Origin of the sequence: Reichenbachiella ulvae (genome assembly GCF_025833875.1) — a bacterium.
Lineage (GTDB): Bacteria > Bacteroidota > Bacteroidia > Cytophagales > Cyclobacteriaceae > Reichenbachiella > Reichenbachiella ulvae.
This window is the reverse complement of sequence record NZ_JAOYOD010000001.1, coordinates 3,005,678-3,021,855: the sequence shown is the minus strand read 5'-3', so window position 1 is coordinate 3,021,855 and position 16,178 is coordinate 3,005,678. Positions and strand designations below refer to the sequence as shown.

The 16,178-nt window shown below is 41.2% G+C and carries 11 protein-coding genes; all 11 read left to right on the top strand.

All coding sequences use genetic code 11. From position 1 onward, the window contains the following. Positions 1-101: 101 nt before the first annotated feature. Positions 102-881, top strand: coding sequence for a sterol desaturase family protein (locus N7U62_RS11975; protein WP_264138212.1), 780 nt, complete (start codon positions 102-104; stop codon positions 879-881). A 633-nt stretch (positions 882-1,514) separates the two neighbouring features. After that, complete coding sequence (locus N7U62_RS11970; RefSeq protein ID WP_264138211.1) at positions 1,515-1,796, top strand: type II toxin-antitoxin system RelE/ParE family toxin; 282 nt, start codon at positions 1,515-1,517, stop codon at positions 1,794-1,796. A gap of 12 nt (positions 1,797-1,808) precedes the next feature. Continuing rightward, positions 1,809-2,105 (top strand): HigA family addiction module antitoxin, encoded by a 297-nt coding sequence (locus N7U62_RS11965; protein ID WP_264138210.1) that lies wholly within the window; start codon positions 1,809-1,811, stop codon positions 2,103-2,105. A gap of 12 nt (positions 2,106-2,117) precedes the next feature. Beyond that, the gene (locus tag N7U62_RS11960) at positions 2,118-2,879 is read left to right on the top strand and encodes a hypothetical protein (RefSeq protein ID WP_264138209.1); all 762 of its coding nucleotides are present in this window, start codon (positions 2,118-2,120) and stop codon (positions 2,877-2,879) included. Positions 2,880-3,527: 648 nt separating this feature from the next. Continuing rightward, complete coding sequence (locus tag N7U62_RS11955) at positions 3,528-4,319, top strand: type IV toxin-antitoxin system AbiEi family antitoxin domain-containing protein (RefSeq protein ID WP_264138208.1); 792 nt, start codon at positions 3,528-3,530, stop codon at positions 4,317-4,319. Further along, positions 4,316-5,107, top strand: a complete 792-nt coding sequence (locus N7U62_RS11950; protein ID WP_264138207.1) for a nucleotidyl transferase AbiEii/AbiGii toxin family protein — start codon at positions 4,316-4,318, stop codon at positions 5,105-5,107. Before N7U62_RS11955 ends, N7U62_RS11950 begins: the two co-directional genes overlap by 4 nt. A 431-nt stretch (positions 5,108-5,538) precedes the next feature. Next, the gene (locus N7U62_RS11945; RefSeq protein ID WP_264138206.1) at positions 5,539-6,204 is read left to right on the top strand and encodes a hypothetical protein; all 666 of its coding nucleotides are present in this window, start codon (positions 5,539-5,541) and stop codon (positions 6,202-6,204) included. A gap of 1,083 nt (positions 6,205-7,287) precedes the next feature. Further along, entirely contained in the window at positions 7,288-7,842 is a 555-nt protein-coding gene (locus N7U62_RS11940; RefSeq protein WP_264138205.1) for a hypothetical protein, read from the top strand. A 138-nt stretch (positions 7,843-7,980) separates the two neighbouring features. Then, positions 7,981-8,142, top strand: coding sequence for a hypothetical protein (locus tag N7U62_RS11935; protein ID WP_264138204.1), 162 nt, complete (start codon positions 7,981-7,983; stop codon positions 8,140-8,142). A 392-nt stretch (positions 8,143-8,534) separates the two neighbouring features. Then, entirely contained in the window at positions 8,535-12,560 is a 4,026-nt protein-coding gene (locus N7U62_RS11930) for a hybrid sensor histidine kinase/response regulator transcription factor (protein WP_264138203.1), read from the top strand. 307 nt (positions 12,561-12,867) lie between these two features. Continuing rightward, positions 12,868-16,170, top strand: coding sequence for a SusC/RagA family TonB-linked outer membrane protein (locus N7U62_RS11925; RefSeq protein ID WP_264138202.1), 3,303 nt, complete (start codon positions 12,868-12,870; stop codon positions 16,168-16,170). The last annotated feature ends 8 nt before the right edge of the window (positions 16,171-16,178 follow it).

Genomic DNA, 16,178 nt, shown 5'->3' with positions numbered 1-16,178 from the left:
TAATTTAAACAGACTAGTTGGTATGTTGAAAATAAATTTTATTTTTGCACCGTCTAGTCTGTATAGATATATTAGAAATAAACCAAACTCAATCAATTAAAATGGAAGAATTCATTTCACAATTACCAACACCGTTAGAGATCCTAATGGATCCAGTTTCTGTCGTCGTATATGTCATTTTCGGCGGACTAATGCTCTGGGAAACCTTTTTTCCCGCCAGGCAGCTACCCAAAATTAAATTTTGGAAGCTTAAAGGAGTGGGCTTTTTTATGGTCTATTTGCTTTTCACTACTTACATACCTTTGGTATGGGATGACTTTTTTGCCTCTTATCAGTTGTTGGATTTCAGCACAATGAACTTGTGGCTTCAGGTGTTATTAGGCGTATTCTTATTTGAACTAGTTCAATATGGGTGGCACATTTCAATGCATAAGTCTGATTTTCTGTTTCGGGTATCCCATCAAATTCACCACAGCGCTGAAAGGTTGGATGTACCCAGCTCGTTTATGTTCAGCTTCAACGACATGATCGGGGTGTCTTTGGTAGGGTCTGTAAGCTTTGCACTAATTATGGGACTTTCGCCACAGGCCATTACCATTGTTATTCTTGTACTCACATTTATGGGTATTTTTCAGCATGCGAATATTAACACACCGAGATGGCTGGGTTACATTATTCAACGTCCGGAAAGCCATACCGTTCATCATGCCAAAGGTGTCCATGCACATAACTACACGGATTTGCCAATCATAGATATGCTTTTTGGGACGTTTAAAAACCCTAAATCTTACGAGCATGAAACAGGGTACTATCTGGGAGCCTCCGGTCGATTATGGGACATGTTGCGGTTCAAAGATGTAACTTCACCAAAGAAAGAATAATTCAAAGGTTCAAAACCAGTCTTGGGAAAAGGGCACAAATTTCAACCTTTTGGCTCTATCCCGAGTCTGATTTTAGAACTATAGATGCAATCAAAATATAAACTAAAGTTGATAAGGAAAGCTTTAAATGGATGCATTGGCCAGACTTTGATTCTACGCTACGCTTGTAATGAGAATGACGAAATCAAACCCATAGAAAATCCCCCCTAAGTGTAGTTTGCAACTACACTTTTCTATATTCTTTATAATACATTTCTGTTCATATTCCATTCATACTCCCCATTCGTTCTCGTTTAGCGGATTGCAACGAGGATGTGTGAGTTGAGCGTTTGCTCATTTGATTTTTCGATGAATCGCAGGGCGGGCTGGGATGTTTGCTGTTGATACACTAGTTTGGCACAACCAAGCAGGTCAGCAGCCTGCTTCCCGCAGCATGTATTCGAGAGAGAGAAAACATTTTTATAACCGTTTATAAACTACTTACAAACGGATATATAGAGCGCTGAATGTAATGTAGATATAGTGCATTGCTTATATTCGGATGTGGGCTGCATTGCATTACTTTGGAGCAATTTTCCTTTTATTCTCCGGAACTTTTACTTACTTTTGACGTTAGTAACGTAACGCGTTGGTATGATTTTATCTTTTGGTTCTAAGGAGACTGAGAAAGTATGGAACGGGGAACGAGTGAAAAAGTGGCCCCTGGAAATTCAGACTGTAGGAAGAAGAAAGCTAAGAATGCTTAATAACTCCCCGAACATAGCTGATTTAAGGATTCCTCCTTCAAACAGACTTGAGAAATTAAGCGGGAACCTGAAAGATTTTTATAGCATCAGAATTAATGATCAATGGCGGATAATATTCATCTGGGAAGATGGAAATACCCAAGAAGTTGAGATTATTGATTATCACTAAAAAATAGATGAAATGGAAAAGCTACCGAACATACATCCTGGTGAAGTTCTCTCGGAAGAGTTTCTGAAACCATTGGGAATTACGGCTTACAGACTTTCAAAAGACCTTGGTATCCCTCAGACACGAGTGAGTGAGATATTGAAAAGGAACCGACGAATTACGGCTGATACTGCTTTGAGATTGAGTCAATACTTTGGAACATCTCCCAAATTCTGGCTTGGACTTCAAGACGATTTTGACATTGAGGAAGAATCAAAGGCCAAAGCAAAGGAATTTGCGGCGATAGAGAAAATAACGACAGCCCAATAGGCGATATAGTACATGCCTCTACTGAGTCACTTGAATCTGAAATGCAAAACCGATGCTTTAAGTAGATATTTAAAAAGTCCAGAGGCACGTGCCATATCTGGGCATTACCCACCACATTCGCAACCTGACAGCAAGATGGCCAAATATTCTAGAACTGAAGATTTAAGTAATAAACTGAACCAATTTTTACATGGCCTAACTGGAACCTCAGAGGACTATTACTCACGAATAACTCCAGATGAATTAATTCAACTGAAAGCAGCACTTGCGAATATCAATAACATTTTGACTTTAAAGACCACTTCCGCATTTGCCAACTGGCTTTCCAACTCAATACGATTAACCTCTGCTGAACACAAACTCTTAATTGACCAAGTTGAAGAGACCAAACCTAACACTAATGGATACGATATTGAATTGCCCGAAAAAAGAATTATTGCTGAAATAAAAAGCATAGTGCCGATTAACAACGGCAATCAATATAAAGCAGCTCAATGGAACTCAATATTGGATGATGCAAGAAAACTAGTCAATGGAAAAAAGAGAATTTCCAATACGAAATCATACTTCAAGTTTATCGGAATTTTGGACTTAGGAGAACGAACTGACCAGGCAATAACTAAGCTAATGACTCCCTCAAGAAATATGCGAACCAAAACTGATTTTAGAATTGAACGGCATGATATGGTTAAGAAACTCGAAATTATTCCTGAACAATTCGTATTAGCGGACTTGTCAACTGAAAAAATTTATATCAAAATGGTGAGAATATAGCGGTGGGTAACAGATGCTGCTCGGTCCTATTTCTCAGTGCTTTCTGACTGTTTTCAATGCAACTCGACCGTGATATCTACTGCTGAGAAATGACGGTGCTTTCTACTTTTTACTTCTCTCCAACCGGACTCCTTAGCAATGCATTCGTCTAGGTAGACAAGTTGATGGTGTGGTCTGCGATTTTTGAAATGCCAATCTCATATCAGAAGAGTATAAGCTTCGAGATCCATCCAGATTGTAGGGATACCGTCACCTCCCATTGCACCTAAATAAGAGCGCATTTGATCTTTCGATGAATCGCAGGGCGGGCTGGGATGTTTGCTGTCGGTACATTAGTTTGGTGATACCAAGCAGGTCAGCAGCCTGCTTCCCGCAGTATGTATTCGAGAGAGATAAAAGAAATAATGCGAACTGTTCGCATTATCCATTAAAATAGTAGGTTTAATACACACGGTGCGCATTGTACAAATTTAGGTTTCATGCCGTGACGCAAACTCAACACATATTTTAGCACATTTGGTTTTTTCCAACACACAAATCCCACCCTAAAAAACCAAAAGAGCTAAAATCTTACATCCTGCCAATGAATCTTAGTTATAATTCTCGATAAGTAGCATTTTTTGCTACTTTTGTAAAAATTATACTAAAGTGAACGCTAAAGAATTCATCAAGCATCTTTTGTCAATTGAGAGTTATTCCTTTTCTCTTGAAGAAATAGCAAAAAATACTGATGGAGAAGGAACTTCACTAAAATTTGAACTTGCCAGATTAATAGAAAAACGAGAAATAGTAAACTTTAGAAAAGGGTTCTATTTAATTATACCACCTAGATACTCAAAACAAGGAAAAATCCCTATCCAATTATACGCTGAAAAGCTTTTCAAAAGCTTGAATCGCAATTACTATTTGGGGTTTTATACCGCAGCAAAATTTCATGGAGCCAGTCATCAACAATCTCAACAAGAATATGTGATGATAGAAAAGCCCAAAATGGGTGACATCAAAAAAAAGGAATTAAAAATTCGGTTTTTCACTGCTTCTAAGTGGTCAAACATAAATATTCAAGAAAGAAAATCGGATGCAGGGATTTTCAAAATCTCCAGCCCAGCCCTCACATCTGTTGACTTAATTCATCATCAATCCAAATTGGGAGGGATCAATAGGATGTTAGCTGTTTTGGAAGAACTATCGGAAGAGATAAATCAAGATGATATTAAAAATCTCTTAACCTGGTACCCACATAAAAGCACCTTACAAAGACTTGGTTTCATACTGGAAGAAATGCAAGTAGACGAGACATTGACTCAGCCTATTTGGGAACATCTAAAAACAAATAAATATTTTCCAGTATTGCTCTCTCCAAAAACAAATCAGAAAGCTGGAGCGGTTGACAACAGGTGGAAGGTGGATGTAAACATTAAAATGGATAGTGACTTATGATTCCTAAGCCTGACATAGCACAATGGCAAAACCATGCTCCATGGAAGGAATTTGCTCAGGTAGAACAAGACCTAGTCATCAGTCGAACATTAGTAGAAATTTTCTCAGATGATTTTCTAAAGGCGAATCTTGCTATTAGAGGAGGCACAGCACTTCACAAACTGTACTTAAACCCTGCTCCAAGATACTCTGAGGATATTGACCTTGTTCAAATACAGCCTGGTCCTATTAAACCAATCATGAAAAGAATTGGTGAAGTAGTCACCTTTTTTGAAGAAGATAGAAAAACGAAAATTGGGGGGCATGGAGCTAAAGCTTTATATCGATTTACTTCAGAGTATGAAGAAATCAGAATGCGGCTAAAGCTTGAAATTAATTGCAAGGAACACTTCAATATTCTGGAATGGGTAGACTTTCCTTTCGAGGTTAGGAGTGAATGGTTTTCAGGGAAAACAGAAATAAGAACTTATAACATTAATGAACTTTTAGGAACAAAGCTACGAGCACTTTATCAACGAAGTAAAGGGCGTGATTTGTTCGATTTAAACTATGCTAGACAAAATCTAGAGTTGGACTTTGAAAAAATAATTGCATGCTTCAAAGAGTACATAACTTTTGCGACTGGAAACCGACCTCCAAGTAAAAAAGAATTCGTACTAAACATTGAAGAAAAAGAAAATGATGCTGATTTTACAGAAGACATGGAAGCATTATTGAGATCCGGCATATCATATAATCAAGCAGCCGCTTTTGAATGGTTAAAAACAGAATTAATTGAAAAGATTTAAACGAGCAATATAACATCTATCATAAAATCAATTAGAAACATCATGAGGAAAGAAGAAGGGCTTGACGGTGATGCCCAAAGAATTTCTCAGATGGTGGGGTTTGCGATTTTTGAAATGCCTATCTCATGTCAGAAGAGTATAAGCTTCGAGATCCATCCAGATTGTAGGGATACCGTCACCTCCCATTGCACCTAAATAAGAGCGCATTTGATTTTTCGATGAATCGCAGGGCGGGCTGGGATGTTTGCTGTCGATACATTAGTTTGGCACAACCAAGCAGGTCAGCAGCCTGCTTCCTGCAGTAAGTATTCGAGAGAAAGAACATTTTTTAAACGTTTATAAACAATTACAAACGGGTATATAGTGCACTATTCATAAGGTAGATAAAGTGCATGGCTGTTATCCGGTTGTTGGCGATCATTACTTCAAGGATGAAAAAAATATGGACATTTTTAAATAGCAATTTCTTCCTACTCATTCTAGGGTTTGGATTGACAACTATTGCCGGAACTTACATTTCGGATAGAGTTCAGCAAAAATCATGGTTGAAACAAGCAGAATTTGAAAAGGAACGTCAATTAGCAGAATGGAAAAGAGAAAAGCGTTTTGAGATTTTAAGAAGAAAGTTGGACAATGGACAGGCTGCACTGGAAGAGCTATCCGATCTAATTAATTTAAGATTCTATCGACTACAAAACGTGTACATAAATATTGTACAAAAAGACTTAAATACAGCAAATAAGAACTGGGGAAAATATTTCGAAACAGTTGAAGATTGGAATGTCAAGTTAACTATCAATCAGAATAAAATTAGAAGGCTGGTAAATGATGAGGAGTCTTATTATTTCAACAACTATGAAACAGACAATCCTGACTTAGAACAACCAGAATCTATCCATGGTAAGTTTTATGTAGCTCATCAAAAAGTATTAAACCTTTTAAGGTGTTTGAGAAATTCAAATTGTACAATTACGAAACAGCAAAAGAAGGAAGTAAATGAATTGCTTCGAGAATTAGATTACCAGACGGACAATTTTGTTGATCGTATTTCAGATATCTATCTGAGGCAAACTACTGACCTTGAAAACTTTAAATAGACGATCGCCAACATATGCTATGAATGAATGGGGTTTTATCTGTAAGGATATTTTCGTGGGGATTGGAAAGTCCGCCACAAGTTTTAAATTTAAATCAAGGCGTGGCTATGTGCGAGACGAGAGATTAGTGCATTCTAATCCCCACTCATCATAGCTTGGCGTTAGAGTGCATTGGGTATTCGTAGAAAGGATGAAGCTATTAATCTTAAATCTTATGTTCCACCTCGTCCTCGTTTAGCAGAACCCAACGAGGATGACCGAGCCTAGCGTTTGCAACGCAAAGGGAATACCAACCAAGCCCCATGTTTAACCCAGAATTGTTATTGGAACTTTGTGATGAGGGTGCAAATCGCAATAAATCAGGAAGTTTGGCGAAAGAAGCATAGCATCGCTATGGTGATTGAGTCAAACGAAATGAAGTGTCTGATTTGAAGCGAGTTGTGTCCGTAATAAATTTTTCAATGACAATTTTGGGTTTACCCTAAATTCCCTCCCATTCCCCCTCCCCAAACCACTATCTGTCACCACGAATAATTTCCCATTTTGTCTCCCAAATTTTCGGGCGACTTTAAAATCCTGCCAAAATCCTTTAAAATCCTGCCATTTTCGAAAAAAGTGCCTTGATTATTTGAAATGAGGCTTTTGGGCTCCTAGCTTTTGATCTGGGTTTGGCTATGACCAAGCCCGGGTGAATAGGAAATAGAAGAAAAGTGAATAGGTGAATCCCTGTCATATCATTGAGTATCGGCAGGCAGCTAATCCGATATGTAGGCTGCCAGTAGATGTACTTGGGTTCGTCACTATTAACTATTAATCTATTCACTTTTTATTCCTGAATAGGGAACCGAAGGGAGGCCTTCGGCGCTTGATTCAGGATAGACGCGAGCAGTGAAAATCACTGACTTGGAAACATTACTTACCTAAATTTTAAACAAGATGTCAAAGGACAACTACGACACCCTGCTACCGCAGATCGAAGCGGTACCGGATGCAGAAACCAAAAACCCTAACATGCCCATCGATACATTCGTGCAGGAAGCAACCAACCTGGAGGTTTGGTGCGGTGCAGATCACGAGCGCCTCTTGAGTGCGGGGCTAGATCAGGCGGTGCTGGATGCACTAGCTCCTCAGACCGAGGCACTGCGCTATAGCCAGAGTATCTGGGCCAGGGAGCGCTATAGCAAGGAGGAGGCTCGGCAGGAATGGGAGCAGCGTGCCCCCATCATGGAAGAACTGAAAAACGAACTGGAGCACAATTGTCGCTTCGCCTTTCGCAAGCGGCCCGATCTGCTGGTCAAAGTACAGGCCATAGAGGCGGGACATGGCCATGCGGATATGATTCAGGACCTGAGTGACTTGTCTGTACTGGGTACGGCCAATATGCCGCTGCTGGAGGCGGTAGGTTTTGATACTAGCAAGCTAAAAACAGCCGAAACCATGGCCAGTGAGATGAGCGTGCTCCTCGCTACGATGAATGGCGAAAGATTCGAAAACAACCAGACCAAAAAACTACGCGACAAGGCCTATACCTTGCTCAAAGCTACGGTAGATGAGGTGCGCGAGACGGGTAAGTTCGTGTTCTGGAAGGAGGAGGACCGCAGACGGGGCTATATCAGCTCCCACTGGCGCAACAACTAGGCTCCATGCCGGGCTCATGGCCTTCCATGGTCGCCATGGAGGGTGCTAGCGCTCCCATGACGATATATTGTTTGGTATGGAGGTGGTCGATATTGCCATGGCGGAATATTATTTGCCATGAGAGGTCATTGGTGAGCCATGAGGCTTCACTTCATCGCCATGAAGCTTCGCTCAGGTGGCATGGGCCTTCACTTGGTCGCCATGGAGGACTACTTGACAGCCATGGGAGGGTATCGGGTAGCCATGGGCACAACTCCTGCCGGCATGAGGGTCTACTCTCCGGTGCTCAGTCATGATTGACGGGCATCGGGATGGGCGTTTTCCGGAAAATACCTAACTTTCGATAATATTGAGTTTAACTCAAAGGTTGGAAGGCCGCAGTTCGCTTGAGCTGCGGCTATTTTTTTGCTGTTTTCAGCTCGATCATGTTTCGGATGGAGCCATATAGCATGCTTTGTCAAAGTGAATGATTGGAGGTGAAACGCTACTTTTGTCAAAAGTCAAAAAAGGTGTTTGGAGCTGCTCATATAAGGTGAAAAAGATGCCCGCCAGCATTGGCTGATGAGGCACTTGCATAATCAGCCCCCTACAATTGCACAATCAGTTACATTAGAAAACCAGCTTACCTTTTAGTTTTGTATAGCTTTAGGGCCTTGTTATTGGTCTATAATTAGACTATTTTCTTTCTGAATATGAAGATTAAAATTGCTATCATTTCTTATTTGTTGGGGGCTTGGCTTTCAGTGTGTGGACAGGGTGACAGATTGTTCATCCAGCACAAGTTTCATCGACTGGACGAGAGTCACAAGCTGAGCAACAACGTGATCAATGATATTGCTCAGGATTCGCTAGGGTATATTTGGGTGGCTACAGAGGGGGGACTGTTGAGATACCAGGGCTTTGAGTTTAAGACTTATCGAAAGGATAGAAGCAACCCCAATTCTCTGCCGCACAATCTGGTGTACAAGGTTTATGTAGATGACGAAAATCAAGTTTGGGCTTTGACCGAACAGGGGGTGGCTATTTATAGTTATGAGACGGATGAGGTGTTTCGTTATTTGCCGGATCAGCTTAGCGTAGGCATCACATCGATGGCCAAGAGCAGTGATGGCCAGTATTACTTTGGGTCATACACTGGTGGGCTATGGACTGGTGTGGATAGCCTGAAAAACATACCGCTTGTTACCACGGATGGCAAGGCTGACTTATCTCTTGAGGGAATCTCCAATATCGAAATCGGAGAGGAATATTTGTGGATTTCATTCAATTTGAGAGGGATGCTTCAGTACCATCTCAAAACACATGAAGTGATCTACCATGGTCTCAAACCGTCCTTTAACCTGGATAGGGCAGAGTTTTATGATTTCATCATTGATCAGGATCAAGTGATTTGGATCGCGTCTAATCTGGGGCTGTTGCGCATGAAGCCAGGGGAAGATGGAGCTTACCACTATGAACGAGTGCTAAGAACCCTGCCCTTTGATGATTACTTGTCGATACATCTAGATGATAACGGCCAATTATGGCTGGGGAGTCGACAAAATGGTATGTATACCATAGATGCTAAGGAACTGACAGTTATACAGCACTTCGAGCCCCAGTCAGATGATAGTGGGATCTCGCACCGAACTATCAGTAATATATTTAGGGACAATAGTGGCCTGATGTGGTTAGGTACGCACAATGGGGGACTCAATGATTTCGATCCTGAGGGGGAGCAAGTCAGGTATCTCACCCATAGTCCAGTCAGTAGCAATTCGCTCAGCTATGAAAGTGTCTGGGGTATATCTCCCAGTAGAGATGGAGGGATCTGGGTAGGTACTGATGGTAAAGGGCTCAATTATTTGGATCCGAAAACGGGTAAGATCGAGCCTAAATATGAAGAGGAGCTAAAAAATAGAGCCATACTATGCGCATTTGAGGACAATCAATCCCGGTTATGGTTAGGTACCTACGAACACGGATTGTACATGATCGATGCCCAGGGTCATATTAGCAACTTCACTACCCGGAGTGCGAATTCAGAATTGATAGGGAATGATATACGTGTCGTTCATCAAACGCTAGAGGGTCAGATTCTTATTGGTGCTAATGGTGTCGGCCTTTACCATTTCGACGAAGAAAAAGAAGAGGTAGTAATGGTAGATGGAGGGTCTGGATTAGATATTCGTTCGATCATCAGCATCGACGAAAAGTTGATTTATCTCGGATCTTTCAGGAGTGGGTTTCTCAGAGCAGACAAAACACAAGGGGGCTGGCGAATAGAAAGAGTGAAGGTGCCTCAAATTGTAGGGCGAATGGTGATCAGCGATATCAAAAGATACAAAAGCAAGCTGCTTCTTGCTACTCGCGAAAATGGTCTTGTGACCTATGACATGCTTTCGGAGCAATTTGATTTTTTTCCTGACCAATCTCTTCTTAGAGATATTGCGGTATCAGGGGTCGCCCTGGATCGTCAGGGCAATGTCTGGTTGACTTCCAATTCAGGCATCTATTCATACAATTTTGATACAGATATAGTGACGCAGTTTGACGAAATGGATGGAGTGCAGCCAGGTCATTTCAATTATGGCTCATTATTTATATCAGATCAAGGTTATTTGGTAGCCGGTGGCATCCACGGAATGAATCTGTTTTACACAGAAGAACTACTCGAAGAGCCACCTATAGTGCCTGTTATCTTCAATGAACTCAAAGTACTCAATGAAAAAGTGACGCCCATTAACTCTGACTATTTTGAATCAGGTAAGAGCATTTTTCTGACAGACAAGGTGGTGCTCAGTCATACCGACAATGTGTTTTCGCTCAGTTATTCCATTCCGGGATTCAATATCGGAAAGCAAAACAAATTCGAATACAAGTTGGAGGGCTATGATACAGATTGGCAGACCAACAATGAAATCAATGAGGCCACCTATCGAAACGTGCCATTTGGGCATTACACCTTTCGAGTCAAGAGCATATATGATGATAAGATCAGCAATAGTCTGAAAGTAGAAGTGGCCACTCCCTTGTGGCGAACATGGGAAGCATACTTCTTGTTTATGCTGGTGATTGCCTTTTTGCTTTGGCGATTTATCAAGTTCAATAATGTACGGGTGGTATTGCGCCAGCAGTTAAAGTTCGAAAAGGAACTGAGGGAAAAGGACCATAATGTGATGCAGGAAAAACTTCGGTTTTACACTAATTTTTCTCATGAGCTAAAAACTCCCCTGACCTTGATACAAGGGCCTGTCAATGATCTGATCAAAAAAGAAAAGGACCCGGAACACCTCTATTACCTTCAATTGATCAAAAAGAATACTTCGATTTTGCTCAAGTTTATCGGCCGTATGCTTGAGTTCAGAAAAGTCGAAATGAACAAAACCATCTTCAATATTGGAAAACATGACTTGAACATTCTGGCACAGGAGGAGGCGGAGAGTTTTGGCTACCTGGCCAGAGAGAAGGGAATTCAATTCGGTTTTTACTCTGAAAACAATCTGAATGCCTGGGTGGATATAGAGAAAATTCAGATCGTGATGAATAACCTCCTATCCAATGCAATCAAATTTTCCGAATCGGGGAAGAAGGTGCAGTTTGGGGTATTTAAGGAAGAAGAGGTGTTCGTGATAGAGGTGAAAGATCAGGGGGAGGGTATTAATCCATCCGAAATTGACAATATATTTTCGCCTTTCTATCAGGCTAGCAATTCAGTGGGGTCCGGAGGAACGGGAATTGGCCTGGCTTTGAGCAAGAATTTTGTCGAGTCACATGGCGGAACCATTGAAGTCGAAAGTGGACGGGATGGGACCGTTTTTAGAGTGGAAATCCCTGTAGGTAAGGAGCATCTGGAAGGCAAGGATCATGTGCGCTTCATATCTTCTGAGCCTTCCGAACTACTAGAGATTGAAAAGATAGCGGAATCCTTTGTGATTGACGGTCGACAGGAGACCATAGGGGATGCAGATCGTGTCATGCTGGTGGTAGATGACAACAAGGACATATCCAGGTACATTAGTTCGCTGTTTTCCTCAGAGTTCAAAGTAATCTTGGCCGAAGACGGGATAGAGGCTTTCAATCAAGCGGTCAGCAGCATGCCGGATATCATCATCTCAGATATGATGATGCCAGGTTTAGATGGGATTGGGCTTTGTAAAAAGCTGAAACACAACATTGCTACCAGCCATGTCCCTATTATTTTGCTGACAGCCAAAAACTCCAACAAGTCTAAGATAGATGGCTTTGAGGTAGGTGCCGACGATTATATCACCAAGCCCTTTGACTCGGAGCTGCTGAAAGTACGGGTAGCCAATATTCTAAGCAGAAGAAAGCTGCTTCATCTCAAATACACTACTGGCGACTTGGTAGTTTCTAAAGATCAGCAGGTATCAAAAGAAGAGGAATTTGTATTGCATGTCGAAGCTACAATCATCTCTATGTTGAGTGCATCGGAGTTTAATGTGCCGGACCTATGTAAGGAGCTCGGGATGAGCCAGACTTCTCTTTATAGAAAGATTAAATCACTGACTGATGATTCTATCCAGGTTTTCATCCGTAAGATCAAAATTAAGCGAGCGGCTCACTTGCTGGTTTCAGAAGATTTGACCGTGGCAGAAGTTGCCATGGCGATGAACTTTTCTGACCTGAAATATTTCAGAAAATGCTTTAAGGAGCAGTTCGATATGACTCCTTCTGAATACAAAAATAGTCGAGTCGAAAACTCGCATACCATTTAGGGGAATTAGTATTAGTCTACACTTCGTTCTTCAATCATTCCATTCCTGATGGTAGCGCTAGCAAGGTAGGGGGCTAATTATTCATCTTTTGGACTGATAAGTTCCTGAAAAGCCTTAAAACCTTACTATGCAGCTTTTAAAGCTGGTTTTTTTCAAAGACTAATTCATCCCCTTACTTAGCATGATCGCCCCCCCTATGTTTAATAGGAAATTCAGTTGATTTGAGAAAGCATTTGGTAGGAAGGGCATGTACATTAGTGTCACCTGCACAAAGCATGATTTTTTTTTAAGACCAAAATTTAATTGTATGAAAGACAAATTACTCAAGCAATTGATGCGGAGGTCAATTGGGTTATTGTTATGCCCATTGATGCTTTGCTTTGGACTGCCCGCCTGGTCAGCTCCAACTTACGATCTGGCCGATGTTACGGTTTCAGGTATAGTCACCGATGATACAGGGGAGCCTTTGCCGGGAGCCACTGTTCAAATAAAAGGGACTAACAAAGGAACAATTACCGATGTGACTGGTAAGTATACCATAAGTGCCCCAGAAGATGGCACATTGGTGTTTTCGTTTATTGGATATGAAAAACAGGAAATAGCGGTTGGTAGCCGATCTTCCATAGATGTACAGTTGGCTATGAGCGCCGAAAGTCTGGAGGAGGTTGTCGTAGTAGGGTACGGAACCATGAGGAAGAAAGATCTTACTGGGGCTATTGTTCAAGTTGAACCAGAAAAGATCGCCAATGAAAACCCTAACACTGTTCAGGATATTTTGCGTGGTACACCTGGTGTGAGCGTCGGTTATGACCCATCTGCCAAAGGGGGTGGATCTATTCGTATTCGTGGACAGCGTTCAGTCTATTCTGATGGAGGACACAACAATCCTCAGATCATTTTGGATGGTATGATATTTTATGGAGAATTATCAGAGATTAATCCAGATGATATTGCTCAGATCGATGTATTGAAAGATGCATCAGCTGCCGCTGTATACGGTGCTAGAGCTGCTAATGGTGTGCTTATTATTACCACCAAAAAAGGTAAAGTTGGAAAGCCTGTGATTAATGTGACATCAACTGTAGGTCTTACAACCAAAAGTGTCTATAGAAATGTTTTCGGACCAGATGCATACATGGATTACCGAGAAGATTGGTACAAAAAAGATACCTATGGTGTGAATGCAACATCAGGAGAATATGAGGCCTACCAGACAGATGCTATTAGAGATATGCCTGGATTTTATGATTCACCAGAGAATCTATCTCAGTACGGAGTATCGATCGACGATTGGAGAGCATATACAACCAATGAAACAGGAGAATCTGATGAAAGTATATATGCTAAGCGTTTAGGGCTAGAAGGCGGAGTACTTAACGATTACTTGGCTGGAAGAACTTTCGATTGGTATGATCACACTTTCCGTACAGGTGTTAATAAAGACCTGAATGTAAGTGTGTCGGGGGCTAATGACAAAATGAATTACTATATGTCAGTTGGCTATTTGAAAAATCAAGGAGCAGTGCAATATGATGATTATCAGGCTGTACGTTCTAACATGAAGGTGAATGGCAAGGTGACTGACTGGTTGGAAGTAGGTGCTAATGTGAATTTTCAGGACAGAAGTGATGGAAGCCTTACTCCTGGGCTAGGAGAAAATTACTGGGATCTGAACCAGATACGAAATTCTCCATACAGTCATTATTATGATCTAAATGATGATGGGACTCTTTCAGAAGAGTTGGCTCAGTTTCCTATGGGTGACGATGTTATCCTTAGAGGACACAACTATGATTTTGACAGACAGTTTTTGGAGCTTGAAAAGGGATATACTGTGCTCAATACTATGGTGAACGCCAAAGTGAAATTACCTTTTGATATTACCTATTCATTCAACGCATCACCACGTTATCAGTGGTTTTATGACCGCTACTTTATGTCAGCGGATCTACCCTTGTCTAGTCCTGTCGATAGAGGTGTGAACCGTGAACAAACTAAACGATTCGATTGGTCACTTAACAACACCATTACCTGGGATCATTTTTTTGGCGATCGTCATCATGTGATGTTGACATTGGTACAGGAAGCTGAGGCACGTCAGTCTTGGCAAGACAGAATCATAGCACGAAATATCCAACCATCTGATGCTCTTGGTTTTCACAATGTTTCTAATGCCACTATGGAGAATAGTTCTATTTCTTCATATGACACTCGTCAAACTGCCGATGCTTTGATGGCACGTTTGTTCTATTCTTATGACGATCGATATATGGTTACAGCGTCGGTACGTCGCGATGGTTATTCCGCATTTGGTCAAAATAACCCTTACGCTACCTTCCCTTCAATTGCCGGGGCCTGGACTTTCTCCAATGAGAACTTCATGCTCGGAAATGATGTTTTAAGTACGGGTAAATTGCGTCTTTCATGGGGTGAAAACGGGAACAGATCTCTGGCCAACCCTTATATGGCATTGGCCAATTTAAGTTCTGGTGCTGGTGCGACTATGGGTTATGTAGTAGGTAGTGGCATGGACGAAGTGAAATATTTGCTAGTAGATAGATTGGAAAACCCTAACCTACGTTGGGAAAAGACACAATCATGGAATGTTGGATTGGACTATGGTCTGTTTGATGACAGAATTTTTGGTTCAATTGAATATTACAGCATGAAGACGAGTGATATGATCATGAATCAGAGATTGCCTGGATTCACGGGCTTTGGATCCATCACTACTAACCTGGGTGAAGTGACTAATAAGGGGATAGAAATTGCTATCAACTCCACTAATGTCAGAAATGAAATATTTGAGTGGAATACATCATTTACATTTTCTTACAACAAGAATGAAATAAAGCACCTCTATTATGAAGATGAGGATATTCTGGATGAAGAAGGAAATGTGATTGGAACCAAAGAAGCTGATGATATACCTAATGGATGGTTTATCGGTCAGCCTATTGGTGCAATATGGAACTATGAAGTGACAGGTATATGGCAAGCAGATGAGGCAGAAGAAGCTGCGCTGTATAATCAGAGACCTGGAGATCCTAAAATCGCCAACAACTATACGGCTGATGATATAGACAATGGTGATGGTACTTTTACTCCTGTGTATAATGATAAGGATAAGGAGTTCCTTGGACAAACTGCACCTCCAATCAACTGGCAGCTGCGTAATGATTTCACCATTTTTAAGAATTTGAATATTTCATTCAATATTTACTCTTACATGGGGCATAAAAGTCTGGCTTACTATTATTTGAACCAGGATAATGGTGGATCCTTGATTACTTACAATTACAATACTTTCGAAAAGGACTACTGGACTCCAGAAAACCCATCTAATGAATATGCTAGGTTGGATGCAAGAGCTCCTGCAGGAGCCTCTGCTGGGAAACTCTATGATCGTTCATTTATTCGTTTAGAGAACATTTCAGTGGGTTACACACTACCAGCGGCTTGGACCGATAGATATAACATTGATAAGGTGAAAGTCTATGGTACCATACGTAACGTAGGGGTTTGGCAGAAAGACTGGGAATATGGAGACCCAGAGACAGGTGGTCTGGCAACCCGTATTTATTCAATTGGATTAAACCTGACGCTCTAAAATTTATA

What these genes read in the sequence shown, in the direction of transcription:
- N7U62_RS11930 (WP_264138203.1), top strand. Translation starts at nt 8,535, where the DNA reads ATGAAGATTAAAATTGCTATCATTTCTTATTTGTTGGGGGCTTGGCTT.
- N7U62_RS11950 (WP_264138207.1), top strand. Translation starts at nt 4,316, where the DNA reads ATGATTCCTAAGCCTGACATAGCACAATGGCAAAACCATGCTCCATGG.
- N7U62_RS11935 (WP_264138204.1), top strand. Translation starts at nt 7,981, where the DNA reads ATGAGGCTTCACTTCATCGCCATGAAGCTTCGCTCAGGTGGCATGGGC.
- N7U62_RS11925 (WP_264138202.1), top strand. Translation starts at nt 12,868, where the DNA reads ATGAAAGACAAATTACTCAAGCAATTGATGCGGAGGTCAATTGGGTTA.
- N7U62_RS11945 (WP_264138206.1), top strand. Translation starts at nt 5,539, where the DNA reads ATGAAAAAAATATGGACATTTTTAAATAGCAATTTCTTCCTACTCATT.
- N7U62_RS11960 (WP_264138209.1), top strand. Translation starts at nt 2,118, where the DNA reads ATGCCTCTACTGAGTCACTTGAATCTGAAATGCAAAACCGATGCTTTA.
- N7U62_RS11975 (WP_264138212.1), top strand. Translation starts at nt 102, where the DNA reads ATGGAAGAATTCATTTCACAATTACCAACACCGTTAGAGATCCTAATG.
- N7U62_RS11970 (WP_264138211.1), top strand. Translation starts at nt 1,515, where the DNA reads ATGATTTTATCTTTTGGTTCTAAGGAGACTGAGAAAGTATGGAACGGG.
- N7U62_RS11965 (WP_264138210.1), top strand. Translation starts at nt 1,809, where the DNA reads ATGGAAAAGCTACCGAACATACATCCTGGTGAAGTTCTCTCGGAAGAG.